Here is a 21,605-nt window from a genome sequence, read left to right on the forward strand (position 1 = left end):
TTTTAATCAAAATCACTAAAAAGTTTAATCATTTTAAGTCTTATAATATATTTTAAATTTATGTTATTGATATACTAAATTCAAAAAACATATATTAACTTAGTGCTAAATGTGATATTAAATTAATATTAAAATCTTTTCATTAATTTTGATATATTTTTATAATAAATTTAAATTCATCTTTATAAATTTTAATTTATAGTTAAATAAAAAATAAAGCACGTAGATAAAATCTATGTACTTTATTTAAAGTTTTTTCTTATAAATTAAATTTTATTCTACAACTTTACTTCCTACAAATTCTGCATATTGAGGTGTTCCAAGATTATATCCTCCTGATACCTCTAAAATAGAACCTGTTATATATGATGAATCTTCACTTGCAAAAAATAGTACTGAGTTTGCTATATCTTCTGGATTTCCAATTCGATTTAATGGAACATGAGATAAAAATGATTTTCTAAATTCATCTGGCATAGAATTCATAGCTGCATCTGTTGCAATAAGCCCAGGAAGTACTGCGTTGCATCTAATTCCATATTTTGCATATTGTATAGCTATTTGTTTTGTAATATTATTAACCCCTGACTTAGAAACTCCATATCCAATTCTAGATATATCTGGAATAGAACCTCCCACTGAAGATATATTAACTATACTTCCTCCTTTATTTTCTATCATGTGAGGTATAATTAATTTTGATAATCTATATACACTACCTACATTGTAGTTGAATAATTCAAAAAATGTATCTTCATCTCCATTTACTAAGTCTAAATCTTTTTCTGGTCTACCTGTCCCAAAATTATTAACTAAAATATCTATTTTACCCTCGTTCTTAATTATTGTATCAATCATTTCTTTATAAATGTCTATATTATATGCATCGAAAAATACAGGTTTTAAAATTAATCCTTCTTCTTTATATTTATCACATATCTCTTGAGTTGCTTCAAGTCTTCTAACTCCCATATAAACTATAGCTCCATTTTGAGCTAATTTTATAGCTGATGCAAGTCCTATTCCCCTAGTTGCTGATGTTACTAAAGCTACTTTATTTTCTAATTTATTCATAATATATTACCCCTTTCTAATACATCTTTGTAATACTTATTATATCAAATCTTTAATTCATTTTAAAGTAAAACATTTTGTTATTAAAATATTAACAATATTATTTTTATATTTATTACCCCATATCTTTATTTAACCTTATTATTTTGATAAATTTAATAATATAATAAAAAATAGCCAGAAAAACTGGCTATCTTTATATTTAAATAATATTTAATTAACATCAAAACTTATAGTTAAAGAAAGTTTTTCCCCATCACAGTCAAATCTCATTTCATCTGGATTAAACTCTCTAATAAAATATACATCTGGTGTCAAGTTAACAAAAGTATCATTTATTTTTAAATATGAGTCTTTAGTTAATTCTATATTTTTTATTTCTATTTCTTTAACTATATTTATTAAATCTTTATATGGTTCTTTCCCAAAAGCATATACTTGTTGCATTCTAAAAATAACTATTTTCCCTTCTAAGTTTTTTAGGTATTCATTACAGTTTTCTACAGACATACTCTAACCCCTCCAATAATTGTATTTCTAAAATTTAACAAAATTATACACCCTTATGTATATAATTGGAAGTTAAAATCATATATTCTATTTTTTAAAAATTTTCAAATATATCAATAAAACATATTGTTTATAAGATTAAATACAAATTTCTATAATCTAATTTATATTTAATATAAATAAAAAGGAGCACCTGTCCTATAGTGCTCCTTTTTTGCTAGTTACTAGGTCTAGCAACTACTGAATTTTACTTCTACAGTTAGAAAAAGCTGCATTAAATTTATACCCTTTTATAAAAATCTTAAATTTATATTATTAAATTTACTATAATTTTTAAATTTAAAGTACCTTTTTTATTATTTTCCTGCAATAGACAGCCCTTCTACTACAACTGATGGTGACCCAATACTGCTTATAGGGAAGTTTAAATCATTTCCTATGTCTTTTATATTTTTTAATAATTCAAAGAAGTTTCCTGCAACAGTTATCTGGTCTATTGGATATATTTTTCTACCATCTCTTATGTAAAATCCTTTAGATGCTAATGAAAAATCTCCTGTTATAGAATTTGCACCTGAATGTAGCCCTGCAAAGTCAGTTATTATAACTCCTTCATCTACTTCATTCATAAGCTCTTCTAAAGTTTTCATACCTTTTTCTATATAAAAGTTAGTAGGCTCTACACTTACTGGTGAAGAATATGAAGACTTAAATCCATTACCTGTAGTTTTTAAATTAGCTTTATTTGCTGTTTTTAAATTATGAAGTAGTGTATTTAAAACACCTTTTGACACTATTTCTTTTTTAAAAGTTGCAACTCCCTCATCATCAAATGGAGCCGATGCTAATCCATTGTCCATTAAAGGATCATCTATTATTGAAACAATATCTGAGGCTATAATTTTGCCTTCTTTTCCATTTAATAAAGATAGACCTCTTTGTGCTTCTTCTGCACTAAATACATCAGAAAAAGTTTCTAATAACGACGCCATAGCTTCGTTGTAAATAATAGTTTTATAATTTCCTGAAGGTATTGATTTTCCTCCTAATTTAGATAATGCATCTTCAACTCCCTGTTTTGCTATTTTTTTTGTATCTAATTCACCTATAGAATCTACTATCATATATCCAATACCATCTTGTTTTTCATTATTTTCTTCAACTATAGGTATAACATAAGATATAAGTAAGTTTCCTTTATTATTTAATTCTAATCCTTTTGTATTATATATACCATTTTTAGATGAACTATATGAAATTTTGCATGCATTTAAATTTATTACTTTATCACTATAACCTTTGGTTTCTTTTTCTAGTTCTAGTGCTATATCTATTAATTTTGATGCATCTATATTTTCTAATTTCTCTGAGTAAGTTTTTACTTCACTATAATTTTCATCACCTTCATATATAAATTGAATATCATTACTTTCTATGCAACTTGCTGCTTCTTTTGCACTTTTTATAAGCATATCTATAGCTTTATCATCAAGGATTTCAGTGTATGAATATCCCATTTTTCCATTTAACATTCCTCTAAATGATAAACCAAAAGATTTATCTATGTTGTATTTTTCAACTTCACCTTCATAAACTGTTATACTTATATTTTCTCCATCTGTATAATAAACTTCACAGTTTTCAAATCCTTCATTTAAAGCTTTTTCAAATAATATGTTTTTAAATTCTTTAAAATCCATAACTTATTCCTCCGATCTTCCACCTACAGTAATTTCTTTAACTCTTATCATAGGTTGCCCTACATTAGTAGGTATACTTCCAGATGATGACCCACACATACCTTGAGCTTGAAGAAGGTTGTCTCCAACCATATCTATATTCATAAGTACATCACTTCCCTTACCTATTAAACTAGCTCCTCTTACCGGTTCTTGTATTTCACCATTTTTAACAATATATCCCTCTGCTACTGCAAAGTTAAATTCTCCTGTAACTGGATTTACAGATCCTCCACCCATTTTTTTAGCGTAAAGGCCATTATCAATTGATTTTATAATATCTTCAGGTTTATCATCTCCTGATTGTATATATGTATTTGTCATTCTTGACGTTGGAGCATATTTGTAACTTTGTCTACGAGAACTTCCTGTTGGATTCATATTCATTCTTCTACCATTTAGCTTATCTATCATATATGATTTTAATATTCCATTTTCTATTAAAACATTTTTCTTAGTAAAGTTTCCTTCATCGTCTATATTACTAGAGCCCCAATGATTAGCTAATGTTCCATCATCTATTGCTGTAACTTTTGATGATGCTATTTGTTCACCTAATTTCCCAGAAAATACTGAGTTTCCTTTAGCCACTGATGTAGCTTCTAGTGAGTGTCCACAAGCCTCATGGAAAATTACGCCTCCAAATCCATTGTCTATCGCCACAGTCATTTTTCCTGCAGGACAATTTCTTGCATTAATCATAGTATGCGCTGTTCTAGCCGCCTCTTTACCATAGTAAGCAGGATCTATTTCTTCAAACATTTCAAATCCTTTAGCTCTTCCTGGCCCTTCAAATCCTGTTTGATTTTCATTTCCTTTTGAAGCTACTGCACTTATACCTAATCTTGTTCTTACTCTTTCATCCTCTATATATAATCCATCGCTATTTGTAACTAATATTTTTTGAGTTTTATCAACATAAGACACATTTACTTGAGATATTTCTTTGCTATAATCCTTTGCGCTTTTATAAGCTTCTTTCATTACTTTTATTTTCTTTTCATAATCTATAGCGTTTGGATAAAGTTTTATGTTGTGCATGTTTTTGTAATTAACACTATTATCTAAAACAATAGATTTTTCTTCTTTTAATTGCCCTAGGGCTAGTGCTGCTTTATATGCTGTATCTAAAAGAGATGATAAAGAGTTATCATTAGTATAAGCATATATACTTTTAAAACCTTTAAAAATTCTAATTCCTATACCATAACTTCTTCCACCTAATGCATTTTCAACCTTACTATCTATTAATCCTATAGAGTTACTTATTGTATCTTCTTCAAAGATTTCTGCAAAATCTCCACCTGTAATTAAACATTTTGATAATACTTGTGAAGCTGTTTCTCTTGAAATCATAATCTTCCTCCCATCTTCTTCCTGTTTATTTAATTGTATCACAAATTTAAATCCTTTTTTATTAATTAATAATCTATGAAACATATTTAAAATATATAATAAAAAAAGTTACTGGTTAACACCAGTAACCCTTTTTATCAAATCCTGATTCCTCTAGACTCATAACTTTATTACTTTCACAAAGAGGACAATGTATCCTTTCTTCATATCCGGTTACTTTATAAATAGTTCCACAAGTTGCGCATCTAAATGTAAAATATAATGTATTATCTATCTGCTCTTCTTCTACTATTATTTTTATGGTATTTCCATCTAATATATTTTTAGCTATCTTAGTTCTTGCACTATTTAGAATTTCTTCAAATTCATCAACAGTAATTTTCATCTTTTTAGCACATTTCTTTACTTTAATTTTTTCTATATCCACTAATTTTATAGCTTCTAGTTCCAATTTACTAAGCTTAAGTTCGGTTTTCTGTAAGTCTCTATTTTCAGTCATATCGCCATCCCCTATATAAATTTTTAGACACTTTAGTGGCATAGATTGTTGTTATATAATAATATGTTAATTAGCAAAATAGAGTGATTAGTATATACGTTTTCTATATTTTTATATTTAACCAAAGTACTATCCTAATTGCAGTGCTATTTAAAATAAATTATGGTAATAGTCTATGTCTATCTCTAGTTATAAGAGTTGCTTCTCGTACATTTTCTAAGTCTAATAATTTAGCTGTTATCCTCTCTAACCCTATAGCTAATCCCCCATGAGCTGGCATACCATATTTAAAAGTTTCTGTGTAGCTTTCATAGTTATTAGGATTTAAATTTTTATACTCCATATTTTTTATTAACATGTCATAGTCATGAATTCTTTGACCACCTGTAGTTATCTCTATTCCTCTAAATAATAAGTCAAAGCTATGAGTTTCATGTTCTCCACAAGGCATAGTATACATTGGTCTTTTCTTTCTAGGATAATGTGTTAAAAATATAAATTCACAACCTAAGTTTTCTTTTGCATATTTACAAATTAGTTTTTCTCCTTCTGGGTCTAAATCCCCATCTAAACCTTTTTTGTTATAATTCTTTTCTAATATATTTATGGCTTCACTAAGCTTCATTCTTGGTATCTTACCTTTTATATTAGGTATATTAGCATTTATTAACTTAAGGTATTTTTCACCTTCTTTTGCTACTTTATTTAAAATATATTTTAATAAATTTTCTTCTAAATCCATTAATTCTTCTTCATTTTCTATAAATCCCATTTCTAAGTCCATGCTTATATACTCATTTAAATGTCTATTTGTATCATGTTGTTCTGCCCTATATACATGACCTACTTCAAATACTCTTTCAAATCCAGCTCCTACCATCATTTGTTTATAAAATTGAGGACTTTGAGCTAAGTAAGCTTTATTTTCAAAGTACTTTACCTCAAATACATCACTACCACCTTCTGCACCTTGTGCTACTAGTTTTGGAGTAAATATTTCTGTGAAATCTTCTTTTCTTAAAAATTCTTTAAAACCTTCAATTATTAAATTTTGAATTTTAAATATAGAATTAATTTTTTCATGTCTTAAACTTAAAACTCTATTGTTTAACATAGTATCTAAGTTTACTTCTAAATTATTTTGGTTTATTTCTATTGGTAATTCTTCTTTACATGAATTTATAATATTTATAGATTCAACACTGATTTCAAATGGATTTAAATTATTTTTGCTTTCTCTAACTTCTCCATTTATTGATACTACTGATTCTAATTTTAATGAGTTAATATCAATTAAATTATTTTCTAAAACACATTGAACTAACCCCGTTCTATCTCTTAATATAAGAAAAGTTATAGATTTTAACTTTCTAACTCTGTGTATCCATCCTTTAATGTTTACACTTTTATTTATATATTCATTTAATTTGTTTATCATTATTCTTTCCATAATTAACAGCTCCTTTTAATTTTTTATATAATAAAAGCCCCTTGAGAAATTAATCCCAAGGGGCGAAATTCGCGGTACCACCCTTATTAACTTATACTTATCTTTTTAAAATAGTTATAGCACTTATAAAATGGGCCCTTTTTCTATTTTAAATACAAAAAAGCCTTCACTTCTATATAGAAGTGAAAGCTGTGTTCACGGTGCCATTCTACTTTAACTAGTTAAGTAACTAAGTTATCTTTTATTCCTTTTAACGGAGGATTCCGACTAATCCTACTTAATTTCAAATTAGCTTCTCTGGGATGTCTTTCAACATTACTTTTCTCATGGAGCTCTCACCATCCTCCACTCGCTTTAGATACTTAGATAAAATTTACTTTTCCCTTCATCGAATTTAAATTTATTTATTACTAATAATATGTACAAATTTCTAATTTGTCAATCCTTTTTTAAAATTTATTTTATTTAAAAACTTGGCGGAGTTACAGCAAATATAATTTTAGATGTTTGGTCATAGTTATTTAGCCATTTATGATTCATATGCGGAAGTATTTTTACACTATCACCTTGATTTAAGGTTATTACTTCATTTTCTAAAATCAAATCAACCTTTCCATCTAATACTGTTGCTACTTCTTCACCTATATGATTCATCAATTCCTCTGAAGTTGAGGTATTTGGAGTTAAATCCATAGACATAAGCTGTATATCACCATTAGAACTTGGAGATAACATTTCATACATCAAATTATTATTTTCTGGGAAAGTAAGTTTAATTCTTTTGTCTTTTCTTACAACTAACTCTTCACTATTTTTATTTTCCTTAAAAAAGTAAAAAAGTGGTACATCTAAAGCTTTTGATATAAGCTTTAATGTATTTATAGATGGGTTTGAAAGTCCCCTTTCTATTTGGCTAAGAAGCGAAGGCGTTACCCCTGTAATGTTTGCAACTTCTTTAATTGTCATTTTTCTTTGATTTCTATATTCTATTATTTTTTCTCCTATATTAACATCACTCATAAAAAATCTCCGTTCTTTGATAATCATTTTACTTTAGATTATATTAATTAACCCTAAATTTCAAGATATCCCTTAGTTTTTATTTTTAAAAGTTTTATTTGACTTTAATTAAATCATTTGATATAAATTAAATATAAGTTAATTTATATTAATTTTATTAAGTATAATTTAATAAATATGGTATTTTTATAAAAAGGAGAATTAAAACATGAAAATAAATGAATTATCTACACCTAATTTTTTATTAGACTTAAACGCTTTAGAAAATAACTTAAAAACAGTTCAAGAACTTTGTGATAAAAACAATAAAGAGCTTTGGCCTATGACTAAAACTCATAAATCTAGTAAGTTAGCTAAAATGCAAATAGAGTTTGGTGCTAAAGGACTTTTAGTTGGTACTATAGACGAAGCAGAAGCTTTTGTAGAGGCTGGTATAGAAGCCATTACTTTTCCTTACCCAATAGCAAACGTTTCTAATATTAAGAGAGCTATAGAATTATCTAAAAAAGCTAGAATAATATTTAGTTTTGATAATGTAGAGTCTGCAAAGGTTTTAAGTGAAGAGTTAGCTAAAGAAAACATGAGTGGTGAATACTTTATATTAATAAATTCTGGGCTTAATAGATTAGGTGTTACTCCTGAAGATGCACCTGAATTAGCTAAGAGATTATCTCAGTTTGAAAACTTAAAGTTAATAGGTATAAGCACACATCCTGGTCATGTTTATGCTGTAGCTTCTCCTGAAGAAGTTTTACCTATATCTAATCAAGAAGTTGAGCGTATGACTACTGCTAAGAAACTTTTAGTTGAAAATGGGTTTAATGTAGATATAGTTGCTACTGGAAGTACTCCTACTTTCTTTGATGTAGTGGATAATGAAAACCTTGATGTTTTAAGACCTGGAAATTATCCATTTTATGATAACATACAATTATCTCTTGGTATTTGTAAGGAAGAAGATTGTTCTTTAACTGCTCTTGGAACAATAATATCTAGACCAAGTGAAGATTTATTTATAGTTGATGTTGGAAGTAAGTGTTTAGGTCTTGATAAAGGTGCTCATGGTAGTGCTTTAATAACTAGTTTTGGTAGAGTTAAAAACCATGATGAGTTAAATATTATAGGTATTTCTGAAGAGGTTGGTAAGATTCAGATAGTTGGTGAAACTAATCTTAAGGTTGGCGATAAGATACAAATAATTCCTAATCACTCTTGTTCTTGTGCTAATATGACTAGCTACCTTGTTGGGTATAGAGGGGATGAGGTTGTTGAAATAATAGATGTTGATGTAAGAGGAAACTCTAGAAAACCTATTTTATAATGTTTAAATAAAAGTGCTGTATATAAATACAGCACTTTTTGTATTGCTTGAAAATTCTATGTTTTACCCCTGGGTCGTGAAACACGAGGCCCCCCTATTTTATTAATTTTTATAATATATTTAGTATTTAAAGTCTATTTCTATGTTGTTGTCTAGTTCTAAAATGTATGTACTTTCTAGGGCTTCTTCTTTTTCTTTTGTTATTTCATAAGCTTTATATTGTTCTTTTAATTTATTTATTCCTTCTTTGGTTTTTGTTAAATTGTTTAATTCATCACTTTTATTATAAATATCTATTAATATTTCTACATTTTGCATATATTTTTCTTCTATAAATATAATTTTTTTAGCTTTTGGTTTTTTGCTTTTAAATTTCCTTAAACGTTCTATAGATATATAATTGGATAATTTTTTTGTATTTTTAATGTATCCTTCTCTTGAGAGTAAGGGTTTTATTGTGTTGTTCTTGTACCAGTTATAAGTTTTTTCTATGCTTCCTAATTCATATAAATTTCTAATTAATTTTATTTGTTGAGAATTTAATGATATATATAAATATCCATCTATTCCTTTTCCAAATTCTTTTAATACATGATATTTTCCATTTTTATATTGTGCTAATATCCAATTGTCTTCTATGTATTCATCTATATTGTATAACTCACAGTGCTTTTTTCCATGAGAATTAAAGTTCCAATGATCAGATATTCGAAGACTACCCTCTGGCTTGTGTTCCCAAGATATGTCCTTTGTATCATAATAAGTTTGACTGTAGGGACTTTTATGTATTTGTTTAAATTTTTTTAGCTCTTTTTCTACTTCTAATGGTTTAAGTTTTGATTTTATAGGAACTAATATTCTTTTCATAACTTACTTCCTTTTGGATTTTAATAATTTAATATTTAATTATAGTTCCCAACTTTAAGTTAAGTTATTTACTTATTAATATATTTATAGTCTACATTAAGTTATTTTTATATCTATAGATATATTATATAAGGGGGTAGCTTAAAGTAACTTGTAATTTATGTTTGATAGTTATTTTAAATTATCCCCTTAATTTTAGTTATGTTAATTGTTTATATAAAGTGTAAAAACTTATTTATAAATTTGGTGATATCCAAGTGTCTATTGAATTTTCTATTATTTGGTTTGATTTAATTTTTCCAGTTTTTATTTGCTTTATAGTGTCTTTGTTTAGTGTAAAGCTTATTATTTTATCTAGGTTTCCCAATTGTGTTTTCATAAGTGATATATATTGAATTTCTTTAAATTCATCTCCACCTTGATTTTTTATTATATCTTCTATATTTAACTCACTTTTGTTTATGATTGTTTTATAAGTGTTGTTATTATCTATTTTAGTTTTTATAACTAGGTTATCTCCTTCTCTATTTGCTTCTAAGAATTCACCATTTTGTATTTTAAATATTGGCCAAATCTTTTTACTTATTTTCATATTAATTCTCCTTTATAAAAATTTTCAAAACATACTTTTTTATAGCTTCTACTCTGCTTGATTTTATAAATAAGGATATTATACATAAATTATTATGATTTTATTAATATATTTATTATTTATATATCGAATAAAGTTACGTCCCCTAATATAGTAATTTTTTCACCATTTATAATTATTCCACCTTTATCCTTCATCGCATAAACCCTTCTTGATTTTTCCTTTAATACTTTTTTTATAGATTCTTTCTGAATAGATGTTTCTTTATAATGAACTTCAATATCAAAGTCTGTAATCATATTAAGTCCTTCGTTATATGAAAATGTGTCATAATCTTTATCAGGTGTAATGTGATACTGTGCTACTTGAACCATTGCTCCTGCACTACTTCCCATTACAATGCCTTTGTAATTTTCTATATCTTCTATTATTTTAAATTCTTTAAGTCTATCCATCATTTGGTCTGGTAATCCCCCTGTGAAAAATATTATATCGCTATTGTCTATCTTGTACTTTGAGCTGCCTTTAGTATCATTGAAGTAATTTATCCAATTTATATTTTCCGCTTTAATGCCATAACTAAAAAAAGGAATTACTATATCTTTATAGTACTTTCCCGTGCTTGGATTATAAGCAGTCTGCCATTCATTATCATTTTTCATCCAATCATCATTAAATGAAAATGGTATAACTAAAACACGATATTCTTCTTTTAAAATATCTTTTAGTGTTTCAAAGCACCACTTTTCATGAAAGTTATATAAATTAAGTAAAATATTTATCATTCTAAACTCCTCCCTTCATTTACATATGATGAATATATTCTTATACCTCTCTTAACCACTCTCCTACAATGCTATTTATCAAACCTATATTTTCTTTATACAATAATTTAAATTTAGCTAATTTATTATTTTCAGATTTATTTACTACCTTGTGGCTTTTTTTTTTATTTTTCTTTTTATTATTCTTTTTCTTTTTGTTTTTCTTTTTCTTTTTCCCCATAGTGATCCTTCAAACTGAAATCAACTTCAGGTATGGGTATATATACACTATCCATAGTGGTATTATATTTTAAATTATATATATACTGTATCTATACTTTAATACTCTTTTAAAAACAAATATACTCTTCTTTCATCTTCACATATTTTTGATTTTTCATCGATTAACTTTTCTATCACTTATATATGCTCTATGCTTTCTTGTGTTAGGTATTACCCCTTTAAAAAACCAATTTTTAAATATTCTATAACTTCTAATCTTAGCCTTTATAATTAATCTATATAAATTATATTGCATCTTCTCTATTTCGTTCTTTACCCCCTACTCGTGAAACACGACCCCGTCCTTATTACAATATCTAGCTACTTCTCAAAACTAATTACTTTTTAAATTTTCCATTTAGTCCATACTTTCTTAATTTAATGATATTCTTAAAAATTAAATTAATTCTCCACTAGAAAATAATATAAATACAATAAAAAATACTCAAAACAACCAGTTTGATTGTTTTGAGTATTTTTACAATGCGTTATTCTTTTTAACTATTGGTGCGGATGAAGGGAGTCGAACCCCCACGCCAATGGCGCCAGATCCTAAGTCTGGTGCGTCTGCCAATTCCGCCACATCCGCTTGTCTACATTAATAATTGTACCTCCAATTTACCAACTTAGCAACAATTTTTAATAAATTTCATATTTTAAAACTTTCAAATTTTTTATCTTTATAAGCTCAACCTGTTCAACTGCATATAATACATATGTTAATATTAACTAAAATTTTTATTGAATATAAAAATATTTTTAATCTAAGTTTTATAAAATCCTATCTATTAATATATTTAAATATTTTTATCTAACAACTAGAAACTTTAATCATATTAATAAAATTTCAATATCTATCCATAGTCCACTTCACTTTATTAATTTCTTTAATCTATTTTCTTTATTTTTATAAAACTTCATTACTTTTTAACACCTTTTCAAACTTTTAACGATACTCTATTATAGCTTTAAATTTTAAGTTAGGAGGCGATATAATGGATATCAATCAAATAATAGCAATTTGCATATTTTCACTAGTTATGCTTGCTATTATATCTGAAAAGATAAACAGAGCCGTTGCTGCTATGACTGGTGCTTTGCTTATGGTTATATTCAACATAGTATCCTTTGAACACGGTGTTTCACATATTGATTTTAACACTATAGGAGTTTTAATAGGTATGATGCTCCTCGTATCCGTTGTTAAAAACTCCGGCTTATTTGAGTATGTAGCAATTTTATCGGCAAAAAAATCCAAAGGTGATCCCTGGAAGATAATGCTGTGCTTCATAATATTAACAGCAATTTTATCAGCAGTTTTAGACAATGTGACTACAGTTTTACTAATAGGCCCAATGACTATAGTTATAACCCAGATATTAAAAATAAATCCTGTTCCATTTTTAATTACACAGATTTTAGCTTCTAATATTGGGGGAACAGCTACACTAATAGGAGACCCTCCAAATATTATGATAGGTAGTGCAGCTAACCTAAGCTTTATAGACTTTGTAATAAATCTAGGACCCGTAGTTATAATCATCTTATTTTTTACTATTATTTGCTTTAGATTTATGTTTAAAAAGCATCTTTACGTAGACGATAAATACAAAGAAGAAATTCTAAAGCTAGATGAAAGTAAAGCTATAAAAGATAAGCCACTACTTATAAAAAGTATCATTATGATTATACTTATTTTGCTTGGATTTGTTCTTCACAACATAATTCATATCGAATCTAGTGTAATTGCCCTAACAGGTGCTACTATAATGATGTTTATAGGAAAACAAGATGTAGACGAGATACTTTCAAGTATAGAATGGTCCACTATTGCTTTCTTTGGAGGGTTATTTGTTATAGTTGGCGGTCTTGTAGAAGTTGGAATAATAGACTTTATTGCATCATATTTAATAGATGCAACAAGTGGAAACTTAGCCCTTACTATGCTAGTAATTCTTTGGCTATCTGCAATAATATCATCATTTTTAGATAATATCCCATTCGTAGCTACTTTAATTCCACTAATATTGACTATGCAAGCTCAAGGAGTTGACGTTACTCCTATATGGTGGGCTACATCCCTAGGCGCTTGTTTAGGAGGAAATGGTACTTTAATAGGGGCTTCTGCTAATATTGTTTTATCTAATGTAGGAGATAAGAATGGTTACCCTGTATCCTTTAAAAGCTATTTTAAGATAGGTTTTCCACTTATGCTTTTATCTATAGTAATTTCAACATTCTATTTATTAATTTGTTTTTAATAAAATTTTAGGAGGTTTAGTATGAGTATTTTAAATAATGCTTACGGAGACACTATAGAGGCTAGACTTAGATATATAGGTGCTACAGGTATAAGAAAAATTAATGGACTGCTTTATTTTATTGAGTTTGAAATCGCCGATAATTTAAAGGTTTTATATACTTATAATATAAATACTAAAAATAAATATTTCTTGCAAAGAATAAAGCCCTACCCTATTCCAGAAGGAGTTTTTGAAAAGGAATATGAGGTTGTTTCTTTTATAGAAAGGGATATTAAAAAGTTTAATAACGCTAAAAACAGTAATAATTTCAATTTATTTCTAGAAATCACAAGTGAGCTAAATACTATTTGTTTTGATATAGAACATTTATTTTTAAATTATAATATAGATAAAATGGATTTATACAAATTAAAATCAGAGCTTGATGACATTTTAAACTTATTCGATGATTCTAAAAAAAGATCTCCCAAAATTAATATTGATTCTAAGTAGATTAAATCCAATAATATATATTATTGGATTTTCTATTTTTTAATATGATCAATAAATTTTCATTTCAAAACAATATACGTATGTACCTATATATTATAAGAATATTATTTTTAGGATGATAATTTTTGTACTACTCTTATGTATTTTGTATTAACGAAATATTTAATAAATATATTGACTTACCGATATAATATATAAATATATACGATTAATAATTTAAGTATACAGTTAAGGTAGTCGCCATATTTACTCCTACCTTAACCATATACTAAATATCTTTAAAAAGTTTAGAATTAACTAATAACTTGTTTAGCTAAGCTAATGCTTTTTAAATCCATGAACTATATATTAGAATATATTTATAAATTCATCTCATAGCTTCTATAAGTATCGATTTACTTAGATCCTACATTTAAACCCACCTCTACCCATACTTTAACTTATTTATTAACTTTTGATTTCAGATGCTCTAAATTAATTGACATGGTTCCATCTGATCCTACATACACCTTACTATATTTCCCAGAGAATAAAAGATTTAAAGCATTGTCTCTTTCTTCTTGTGTTAAGTCTTTAGATTTTTTATCTTCATAAAGACTTATAGTACCTTGGGGTTTATTATTTTCAAAATTCATTAAAATCTCTTCATCTGTTAAATCCTTATAGCTTTTATTAACTTCTACATTACTATCTTCATTATTTTTTTCATGTGATATAGATTCATTTGCATATACTTCATCTACACCTTTAACTTCATTAAATGAAAGAATTGAAAATACTGATATACTAAATACAATTATCGCCATAATAGTTCCCTTTTTACGTTTTTTTAAACTTAACATTCCTTCTACTCTCCTCTTAATTAAATTTATTTCGTTAGTGTTAAATTGAGATGAAAACACAGTGGCTTTAAGAGTATTTCTATATCGTAATGTATCTACTAATACAAGAGAATACTCTTTTATATCATTTTCACCAAACCTTGTAACTACCCTTTCATCACAAGATAACTCGCATTGTTCTTCAAAGCATACTTTTAATATTTTAACTAGTGGATTAAACCAATGTATTGAACAAGAAATCATTAAAATTAGCTTTAACAAATTATCTTTTCTTTTAAAATGAGTTAATTCATGTCTAAATATCCACCTCAATTGTCCGGTATCATAATCTTTGTTAGGTATTACTATTTTATTTTTTATAATACCTATTAAAGCAGGTGAAGAAAGACCATCCACCTTAAGTACTTCAATATCTTTTTTAATATTTAAATATTTCTTTTCTTCTTCTAGACTTTTAATTATATTATCCTCAGTAGCCTTGTAAGTTATATTTTCTATCTTTTTATAAAATACTATTTGTTTGTAAGTATTTCTAATCACAACATAAATTGCTCCAATTAGCCAAATAAAAAATATTATTTTAATATAATCTACTACATTATTATTTTCTCCTGCTATGTAATTTACACTTTTTAAGTTCACATCATTTTTCTTCTTTAAAAATTCAAAAGGTAAATATACTTCTATATTTGATATAAAAATCATTCTCAAAGTTATCAAAATACAAAATATATAGTTTAATTTATAAGTATATTTGCTTAGAACTTTATTTTTTAATAAAGCTATCAATATAATTGGAAAACTTATAACTATACTGGTTTTTAAAATATCTATTATTATATAGCTCATAATAGTTACCTACTTTTTATCCACTCTTCTAAATCTTTAATATCTTCTTCTGATATATCTTTAGACTCATCAAGTGCTGATATAATACTAGATAAAGAGTTATTATGCATAAAGCTAAAGAAGTCATGCGTTTCAAATTTTAAATACTCTTCATTACTAATTAGTGAGTAATAAAAGGTTTGTCTACCTTCTTTTTCTGATTTTAAAAATCCTTTCTCAACTAATCTTATAAGAGTTTTTGATGTAGACCCCTTTGACCAATCATATTCTTCACTCATAAATTTTGTAATATCTACAGATGCAACTCTAGAATCTTCTTGAGCCCATATAAACTTCATTACTTGAAACTCAGTTCTAGGAATTTTTTTCATATTTAACATTCCCCTTCTTACGGCAGTTGTCTACCTGATACTTAAAGTGTAGTACGGCATATGTCTACTCGTCAATAAATTCCCTTCAACATTAATAGACATATTTATTCAGATGAAAACAATTAAACATAAGCCTATATTTGATGTATACTATAGATATAGTAATCTATAAATTGGATGGTGATATAATGATAAAATTTAATAGTAATTTAAAAAAATATCTACTAATATTACCTATATATATTTTTTATATTGGAGTATTTGAGCTGATTTTATGCTGTAGCTTAGGCGATATATGGGATGACCTTTTACAAAAATTTAGTATATCTACCTCTAAAAAAACTCATAAGTTGGTCTAAACTCACTTTATAAAGTTTATATTTTAAAAGTTAAAAAGGTATAACTATAATTAAAATCAATTGTAGTTATACCTTTTTAACTTTTTTATCCATATAATTAATCTAACTACCCTCTATATTCCCTACATCAAAATATTTCCGATAAACAATCCAAAGTAGTTCCCTATAACATACCCTAATGTACCTACTATTAATATCGGTCCTATAAGCTTAGTCCACCCTTTAGAAATAGCCATAGCCGCAGCTGTTGTCGGTCCTCCAATATTTGCATTAGAGGCTAATATAGCTTCCTCCAAATCAAATTTTAATAACTTAGCAGCCGTAAATGTTATAGCCATATTTATAATAACCATCACTGCACAATATAAAAGTAAAAGTGGAGACTTTTGAATAATTAAAGGTATAGAAGCCGGAACTCCAATTACTACAAAGAAAATATAAATCAAGAAAGTCCCTATCTCCTGTGCTCCTTTTATATCTCCAAAAAACTTAGAAGCAAAAGTAGCAAGCAACATAGTTAAAGTAGTTATTATTAAATACTGATTCCCTAAAATACTATTAAACATAGCTAATATAGGATTTGTATTTGGTATTACACTTTTCAAAAATCCTGCTAATTCTGTGGATACAGCAACAATTACAAATGCACTTGCAACTGCATAAGCTATATCTTTTAAAGATATTTCCTTTCTTCCCCAATAAGATGCAGCTATAGTTTCACCATCTTTTGAATCTAGCTTCTCCATTTCATCTATGTGAGGATGCTTAAACTTCTTTCTAAAAAATGCTACCGATGGAATCGCCATTAATACAAAGAAATATAAAGCCATTAACAAATTATCTGCAACTACTGCTGCTGAAACCAAATCTCCTGGCACATCAAAAGCCCCTGACATTGCTGCAAAATTTACACTTCCACCAATATATGAACCTGACATCATAGCCGCTACCATATTTAAATCTGGTATTATTTTATGTAGAGCTAAGTACCCAACTATTGCACCTATCATAGTTCCTACAGAACTTATTAGAAATATAGTTAAAATCCTAGCACTTTCTTTTCCTATTTTCTTTATATTACATTGATACAATAAAAGTGTTATAGCTAATGGTACAACATACCCCCAAACCTGGTCATAAACTGGTGCTTCTACAGGTATAATATTTAAATTAGATAATACCATAGCACCTATAAGTGCTATAATTGCTCCAGATACCTTAGATGCCCAATCATACTTTTGTTCTAAATAAATACTAAAAGCAGCCCATCCTGTTATAATAGCCCATAGTACCCAAGTGTTATCGGGGCTTATAAAGCTCTTCATATAATCTCCTCCATTAACAAATTTTAATTGGAAGCATTTTTAAACATTAATTTCTTAGGTATGTTTATAACAAATCCAATTAATGTTGATATAGCCATTCTTGCTGGCGTAAATACAAATAATGATACTACTATAGATTTAATTAGATACACTAGGCTAAACTTCCTTCCTATACTTAGTAATAATATGTCAAAACACATAGTTACTATAATAATATTCATATACATATGTACATTTTGTAGTTTCTCTTGCTTTGTCATAATAACTAAATATAATACAGGAATTAAAACCATCGATACTGAAGCTATTATCATAAATATAACATCTCTTAATCCTAAAGCTGAGTTTTTAGAGTTTATTAAGTATATACAGTAAAAAATTATATTGGCTATTCCTAAATACTTAAAATAGCTTTGCATTGCTTTGTCCATAATATTATTTTTCATTTTTATCACCTCTATAAAATATACTTAATTAATACAATCAATATTACATTTCATTTACAATCTAAAATAAGAAATAATCAAAATATTTAAATAAATAATTGCATTTTTGATAAAAATAACATATTATAAAATTAAATAATTATAAAAGGAGGATATTAATATGATGAACTGTTACTGTTGTTATTTTAAAAAGAATAAAAACTTAAAACTAACAACAGACCTGTGCCCATTTTAATATCAATTAATTATATTTATCTAATAATATTAAAAACCAACTACAGGCAAACTGTAGTTTTTCTTATTTTAAGGAAAAACTATAGCTTCTCTGTAGTTTTTTTATATAAATAACAAGGAGGCTGCAAAATGAAATTAAATCTTTATAACACCCTAACTAAGCAAGTAGAAGAATTTATATCTATAGAACCTATGAAAGTGAAAATGTATACTTGTGGTCCAACTGTATATAATTTTGCTCATATAGGAAATTTAAGAACTTATATATTTGAAGATACTTTAAAAAGAGTTTTACAGTACAATAACTATGAAGTAAAACATGTAATGAACATAACAGACGTTGGTCACTTACAATCAGATGCTGATGATGGTGAAGATAAAATGGAACTTGGAGCAAAAAGAGAAAGTAAAAGTGTTTTAGAAATAGCTAGATTTTATGAAGATGCTTTTATAAATGATTTAGAAAAATTAAATATAATACTTCCAAATGAAATACCAAGAGCTACAGAACATATAAAAAGCATTATAAATTTAATAAAAACTTTAGAAGAAAAAGGATACACTTATATAGCCAATAACAACGTATATTTTTCAATAGATAAATTTGACAACTACTCTAAGCTTGCAAACCTAAGTATCCAAGAACTTCAAGCTGGCAATCGAGTTGAGGTAGATGAATTTAAGAAAAATCCACTAGATTTTGTACTCTGGTTTGGAAACTCTAAATATGAAAATCATATTTTAAAATGGGACTCACCTTGGGGAGTAGGCTTTCCAGGTTGGCATATAGAATGTTCTGCAATGGCTATTGAGTACTTAGGAGAGTATCTAGATATTCATTGTGGAGGAATAGACCATGTTCCAGTACACCATACAAACGAAATAGCACAATCAGAAGGAGCACTTGGTCATAAATGGGTAAACTATTGGATGCATGGTGAGTTTTTAGTAGTTGATAACGGCAAAATGTCCAAATCTAGTGGAGATTTTTTAACTTTAAATAAGTTGATAGAAAATAAATTTGATCCACTTGTATACAGATACTATGTTCTTCAATCTAAATATAGAAAGCCTCTAGCCTTTAGCTATGAACGATTAGAAGAAGCTAGCAAGTCTTTCTTAAGTTTAAAAAGTAAAATTCAAACTATACTTGATAACATAGATGAAAATTCAAAAATAAACGAATCTATGCTAAAAAATTATATATATAAATTTAAAAATCAAATTAATGATGACCTTAATATATCCAATGGGTTTACTGTATTATTTGATGTTATAAAAGATAATAATTCAAATAACTTAGAAAAGAAAACCTTAATAGATAACTTTGACTTAGTATTTGGTTTAAACTTAGTAAGTAGTAATAATTTAAATTTAAGCCAAGAAAAAATAAATTGGATTGAAAATCTTTTAAAAGAAAGAAGTGAATATAGAAAAAATAAAAACTGGAAAAAATCAGATGAAATAAGAGATATTTTATTAAAAGAAAACATAGAAATACTAGATACTAAAGAAGGAACAAAATGGAATATACTTTAACTAAATAAAAGAGTTAAGAAAAACCCGACTAAGAATAATAGTATATTTAATAAAAATGGTTAATATAAAAATTAAAATATAAAAATAACTATACCATAGTAATTTTTCTTCCTTTATTACTAAGGTATAGTTATTTAATAAACTTTATATAGATTAGTTTGTATTATTAATAATTTTTAAAATAAGTAATCCTTATACTTAAGTAAAGATTTTATTAAATGCTATCTTTACTTATTTTCACTATATTCGAAAGTCAAACCTTTATCTTTAGATATGAAATTGATTACTTTATCACTATCTCTAAGTTTTACAGGGAGCATTATAATATCCTTTTCAAATTTAAGATTAAGAGGAGTTGCATAGTCACTTATATACTCAGCAGGAAGTTTTATATCAAGCTTTTCCCAAGTACTACCTGAATCCTCAGTTCTATATACAGTAGGATTATTATTATTTTCATATCTAAATCCAACAAAACCTATCTTCTCATCTAAAAATCCTACTCCTGTAATTATTCTTGGATAAACTTCATTTGTATTTCCAATTTCATTAAAAGTTTTACCCCCATCAGTAGTTATATATATGTAACTATACTGCTTACCCATAGCGACATCAGTAGTTATAACACAATATCCAGTATCTTGGCTACTAAATCCTATAAATAAATCTCCGCCTTGGTAAGTATCCTTTAATTTGATTTTATTCCAAGTTTTACCTTTATCATTTGTAACCGTAATTAATATATCTGAATTAAAATTAGATATGAATGCCGTTTTTTTGTGGCTTATATAGTAGGCATTTTCTTTTAATTTATTATTATCAAAATCAAAAACCGAAATCAAATACTCATTAGGTATTGGAACACTTACCCAATCTTTCTGTTTATTATAGCTTAATTCCAGACCATTTGGAGTCATTTGATAATATATACCTAAATTTTTTTTAATTTCATTTTTATCTATTTCTTCTTTTATTTCACTTAAATTATCTTTTTGTTTTTGTTTATTTGAGTAATTGACTATTTCTAAGCCGTCTCTATCTACCATATTGCCTTCATCAATCAAGGTATAATTTCCATTATTATCTTTTTTGATTCTCATTTTATGATAGGATGATGTAAAATCTTTTTCACCATTTACATTTACATCTACATCAAAATAAACCATTGCCATAAACTCATTTTTATCTCCTGCTACTATTTCTGTTTCTTTGTTTGTGTAAACTGCCTTCATCCCTTTTTCTTCGTATGAAGCTTCACCTTTTTTTGCGTATTCATTAAAAAAGTTATTTGTAACATCTATTAAGCTATCCATTTCATGCTTTTTATATATTGAATAGCCCACAATAAATAAACACACCATAATAATTATTGATATTATAGCTATTATAAATTTTATACTCTTCTTCATA

Annotated in this window: 20 protein-coding genes, 1 tRNA gene and 1 other annotated feature; of the genes, 4 read left to right on the top strand and 17 right to left on the bottom strand. The window is 26.7% G+C overall.

Features of this window, described 5'->3' with window-relative positions:
- Positions 1-273: 273 nt before the first annotated feature.
- The 7 genes from hdhA to ATCC9714_RS09775 all read right to left on the bottom strand — a co-directional run bounded on the left by hdhA (position 274) and on the right by ATCC9714_RS09775 (position 7,648).
- The gene (gene hdhA / locus ATCC9714_RS09745; RefSeq protein WP_057545143.1) at positions 274-1,074 is read right to left on the bottom strand and encodes a 7alpha-hydroxysteroid dehydrogenase; all 801 of its coding nucleotides are present in this window, start codon (positions 1,072-1,074) and stop codon (positions 274-276) included.
- A gap of 213 nt (positions 1,075-1,287) precedes the next feature.
- The gene (locus ATCC9714_RS09750) at positions 1,288-1,584 is read right to left on the bottom strand and encodes a hypothetical protein (protein ID WP_021129459.1); all 297 of its coding nucleotides are present in this window, start codon (positions 1,582-1,584) and stop codon (positions 1,288-1,290) included.
- Between the two features lie 356 nt (positions 1,585-1,940).
- Positions 1,941-3,284: a TldD/PmbA family protein gene (locus tag ATCC9714_RS09755; RefSeq protein WP_057545144.1), complete on the bottom strand. Its 1,344-nt coding sequence runs from the start codon at positions 3,282-3,284 to the stop codon at positions 1,941-1,943.
- Positions 3,285-3,287: 3 nt separating this feature from the next.
- Positions 3,288-4,679 (bottom strand): TldD/PmbA family protein, encoded by a 1,392-nt coding sequence (locus tag ATCC9714_RS09760; RefSeq protein ID WP_057545145.1) that lies wholly within the window; start codon positions 4,677-4,679, stop codon positions 3,288-3,290.
- Between the two features lie 115 nt (positions 4,680-4,794).
- On the bottom strand, positions 4,795-5,178 hold the full coding sequence (locus ATCC9714_RS09765) for a DUF134 domain-containing protein (RefSeq protein ID WP_021125510.1): 384 nt from the start codon (positions 5,176-5,178) through the stop codon (positions 4,795-4,797).
- 160 nt (positions 5,179-5,338) lie between these two features.
- The gene (aspS, locus tag ATCC9714_RS09770; protein WP_057574254.1) at positions 5,339-6,628 is read right to left on the bottom strand and encodes an aspartate--tRNA(Asn) ligase; all 1,290 of its coding nucleotides are present in this window, start codon (positions 6,626-6,628) and stop codon (positions 5,339-5,341) included.
- A gap of 175 nt (positions 6,629-6,803) precedes the next feature.
- Positions 6,804-7,026 (bottom strand) — a binding site (T-box leader).
- Positions 7,027-7,093: 67 nt separating this feature from the next.
- Complete coding sequence (locus ATCC9714_RS09775) at positions 7,094-7,648, bottom strand: helix-turn-helix domain-containing protein (protein WP_057545147.1); 555 nt, start codon at positions 7,646-7,648, stop codon at positions 7,094-7,096.
- A 208-nt stretch (positions 7,649-7,856) separates the two neighbouring features.
- Here ATCC9714_RS09775 and ATCC9714_RS09780 point away from each other — a divergent pair, with 208 nt between their 5' ends.
- The gene (locus ATCC9714_RS09780) at positions 7,857-8,969 is read left to right on the top strand and encodes an alanine racemase (RefSeq protein WP_057545148.1); all 1,113 of its coding nucleotides are present in this window, start codon (positions 7,857-7,859) and stop codon (positions 8,967-8,969) included.
- 120 nt (positions 8,970-9,089) lie between these two features.
- Here ATCC9714_RS09780 and ATCC9714_RS09785 read toward each other — a convergent pair whose 3' ends face one another.
- The 5 genes from ATCC9714_RS09785 to ATCC9714_RS09805 form a co-directional block, all read right to left on the bottom strand.
- A complete protein-coding gene (locus ATCC9714_RS09785) occupies positions 9,090-9,836 on the bottom strand; it encodes a hypothetical protein (RefSeq protein ID WP_057545149.1) in 747 nt (248 codons plus the stop codon).
- A 235-nt stretch (positions 9,837-10,071) separates the two neighbouring features.
- Positions 10,072-10,428, bottom strand: a complete 357-nt coding sequence (locus ATCC9714_RS09790) for a hypothetical protein (protein WP_021125518.1) — start codon at positions 10,426-10,428, stop codon at positions 10,072-10,074.
- Positions 10,429-10,547: 119 nt separating this feature from the next.
- Entirely contained in the window at positions 10,548-11,213 is a 666-nt protein-coding gene (locus ATCC9714_RS09795; RefSeq protein WP_057545150.1) for a Type 1 glutamine amidotransferase-like domain-containing protein, read from the bottom strand.
- Positions 11,214-11,253: 40 nt separating this feature from the next.
- Entirely contained in the window at positions 11,254-11,433 is a 180-nt protein-coding gene (locus tag ATCC9714_RS09800) for a hypothetical protein (protein WP_057545151.1), read from the bottom strand.
- 546 nt (positions 11,434-11,979) lie between these two features.
- Positions 11,980-12,063 (bottom strand) — tRNA-Leu (locus ATCC9714_RS09805).
- 406 nt (positions 12,064-12,469) lie between these two features.
- On the opposite strand from ATCC9714_RS09805, the gene ATCC9714_RS09810 reads away from it, so the two are divergent.
- A complete protein-coding gene (locus ATCC9714_RS09810; RefSeq protein ID WP_057545152.1) occupies positions 12,470-13,735 on the top strand; it encodes an ArsB/NhaD family transporter in 1,266 nt (421 codons plus the stop codon).
- 21 nt (positions 13,736-13,756) lie between these two features.
- Positions 13,757-14,230: a hypothetical protein gene (locus ATCC9714_RS09815; RefSeq protein ID WP_057545153.1), complete on the top strand. Its 474-nt coding sequence runs from the start codon at positions 13,757-13,759 to the stop codon at positions 14,228-14,230.
- A gap of 440 nt (positions 14,231-14,670) precedes the next feature.
- Here the strand turns inward: ATCC9714_RS09815 and ATCC9714_RS09820 are convergent, their stop codons facing one another.
- The 4 genes from ATCC9714_RS09820 to ATCC9714_RS09835 all read right to left on the bottom strand — a co-directional run bounded on the left by ATCC9714_RS09820 (position 14,671) and on the right by ATCC9714_RS09835 (position 18,422).
- Positions 14,671-15,921 carry a M56 family metallopeptidase gene (locus ATCC9714_RS09820; RefSeq protein WP_057545154.1) on the bottom strand — a complete coding sequence of 417 codons (1,251 nt, stop codon included), beginning with the start codon at positions 15,919-15,921 and terminating at the stop codon, positions 14,671-14,673.
- Between the two features lie 5 nt (positions 15,922-15,926).
- On the bottom strand, positions 15,927-16,292 hold the full coding sequence (locus tag ATCC9714_RS09825) for a BlaI/MecI/CopY family transcriptional regulator (RefSeq protein WP_021125527.1): 366 nt from the start codon (positions 16,290-16,292) through the stop codon (positions 15,927-15,929).
- A 481-nt stretch (positions 16,293-16,773) separates the two neighbouring features.
- Positions 16,774-17,976: a DUF819 family protein gene (locus tag ATCC9714_RS09830; RefSeq protein WP_057545155.1), complete on the bottom strand. Its 1,203-nt coding sequence runs from the start codon at positions 17,974-17,976 to the stop codon at positions 16,774-16,776.
- Between the two features lie 23 nt (positions 17,977-17,999).
- Positions 18,000-18,422 carry a hypothetical protein gene (locus tag ATCC9714_RS09835; RefSeq protein ID WP_021125530.1) on the bottom strand — a complete coding sequence of 141 codons (423 nt, stop codon included), beginning with the start codon at positions 18,420-18,422 and terminating at the stop codon, positions 18,000-18,002.
- A 363-nt stretch (positions 18,423-18,785) separates the two neighbouring features.
- On the opposite strand from ATCC9714_RS09835, the gene cysS reads away from it, so the two are divergent.
- Positions 18,786-20,195 (top strand): cysteine--tRNA ligase, encoded by a 1,410-nt coding sequence (gene cysS, locus ATCC9714_RS09840; RefSeq protein WP_057545156.1) that lies wholly within the window; start codon positions 18,786-18,788, stop codon positions 20,193-20,195.
- Between the two features lie 227 nt (positions 20,196-20,422).
- On the opposite strand, the gene ATCC9714_RS09845 is transcribed toward cysS, so the two are convergent.
- Entirely contained in the window at positions 20,423-21,604 is a 1,182-nt protein-coding gene (locus ATCC9714_RS09845; RefSeq protein ID WP_057545157.1) for a WD40/YVTN/BNR-like repeat-containing protein, read from the bottom strand.
- Between the last annotated feature and the right edge of the window lies 1 nt (position 21,605).

The organism is Paraclostridium sordellii, from assembly GCF_000953675.1.
GTDB lineage: Bacteria > Bacillota > Clostridia > Peptostreptococcales > Peptostreptococcaceae > Paraclostridium > Paraclostridium sordellii.

Coding starts and splice junctions, on each gene's coding strand:
- ATCC9714_RS09820 (WP_057545154.1), bottom strand. CDS start 15,921: ATGAGCTATATAATAATAGATATTTTAAAAACCAGTATAGTTATAAGT.
- aspS (WP_057574254.1), bottom strand. CDS start 6,628: ATGGAAAGAATAATGATAAACAAATTAAATGAATATATAAATAAAAGT.
- ATCC9714_RS09830 (WP_057545155.1), bottom strand. CDS start 17,976: ATGAAGAGCTTTATAAGCCCCGATAACACTTGGGTACTATGGGCTATT.
- ATCC9714_RS09755 (WP_057545144.1), bottom strand. CDS start 3,284: ATGGATTTTAAAGAATTTAAAAACATATTATTTGAAAAAGCTTTAAAT.
- ATCC9714_RS09815 (WP_057545153.1), top strand. CDS start 13,757: ATGAGTATTTTAAATAATGCTTACGGAGACACTATAGAGGCTAGACTT.
- ATCC9714_RS09800 (WP_057545151.1), bottom strand. CDS start 11,433: ATGGGGAAAAAGAAAAAGAAAAACAAAAAGAAAAAGAATAATAAAAAG.
- ATCC9714_RS09810 (WP_057545152.1), top strand. CDS start 12,470: ATGGATATCAATCAAATAATAGCAATTTGCATATTTTCACTAGTTATG.
- ATCC9714_RS09790 (WP_021125518.1), bottom strand. CDS start 10,428: ATGAAAATAAGTAAAAAGATTTGGCCAATATTTAAAATACAAAATGGT.
- ATCC9714_RS09845 (WP_057545157.1), bottom strand. CDS start 21,604: ATGAAGAAGAGTATAAAATTTATAATAGCTATAATATCAATAATTATT.
- cysS (WP_057545156.1), top strand. CDS start 18,786: ATGAAATTAAATCTTTATAACACCCTAACTAAGCAAGTAGAAGAATTT.
- ATCC9714_RS09750 (WP_021129459.1), bottom strand. CDS start 1,584: ATGTCTGTAGAAAACTGTAATGAATACCTAAAAAACTTAGAAGGGAAA.
- ATCC9714_RS09825 (WP_021125527.1), bottom strand. CDS start 16,292: ATGAAAAAAATTCCTAGAACTGAGTTTCAAGTAATGAAGTTTATATGG.
- ATCC9714_RS09765 (WP_021125510.1), bottom strand. CDS start 5,178: ATGACTGAAAATAGAGACTTACAGAAAACCGAACTTAAGCTTAGTAAA.
- ATCC9714_RS09835 (WP_021125530.1), bottom strand. CDS start 18,422: ATGAAAAATAATATTATGGACAAAGCAATGCAAAGCTATTTTAAGTAT.
- ATCC9714_RS09760 (WP_057545145.1), bottom strand. CDS start 4,679: ATGATTTCAAGAGAAACAGCTTCACAAGTATTATCAAAATGTTTAATT.
- ATCC9714_RS09795 (WP_057545150.1), bottom strand. CDS start 11,213: ATGATAAATATTTTACTTAATTTATATAACTTTCATGAAAAGTGGTGC.
- ATCC9714_RS09780 (WP_057545148.1), top strand. CDS start 7,857: ATGAAAATAAATGAATTATCTACACCTAATTTTTTATTAGACTTAAAC.
- ATCC9714_RS09785 (WP_057545149.1), bottom strand. CDS start 9,836: ATGAAAAGAATATTAGTTCCTATAAAATCAAAACTTAAACCATTAGAA.
- hdhA (WP_057545143.1), bottom strand. CDS start 1,074: ATGAATAAATTAGAAAATAAAGTAGCTTTAGTAACATCAGCAACTAGG.
- ATCC9714_RS09775 (WP_057545147.1), bottom strand. CDS start 7,648: ATGAGTGATGTTAATATAGGAGAAAAAATAATAGAATATAGAAATCAA.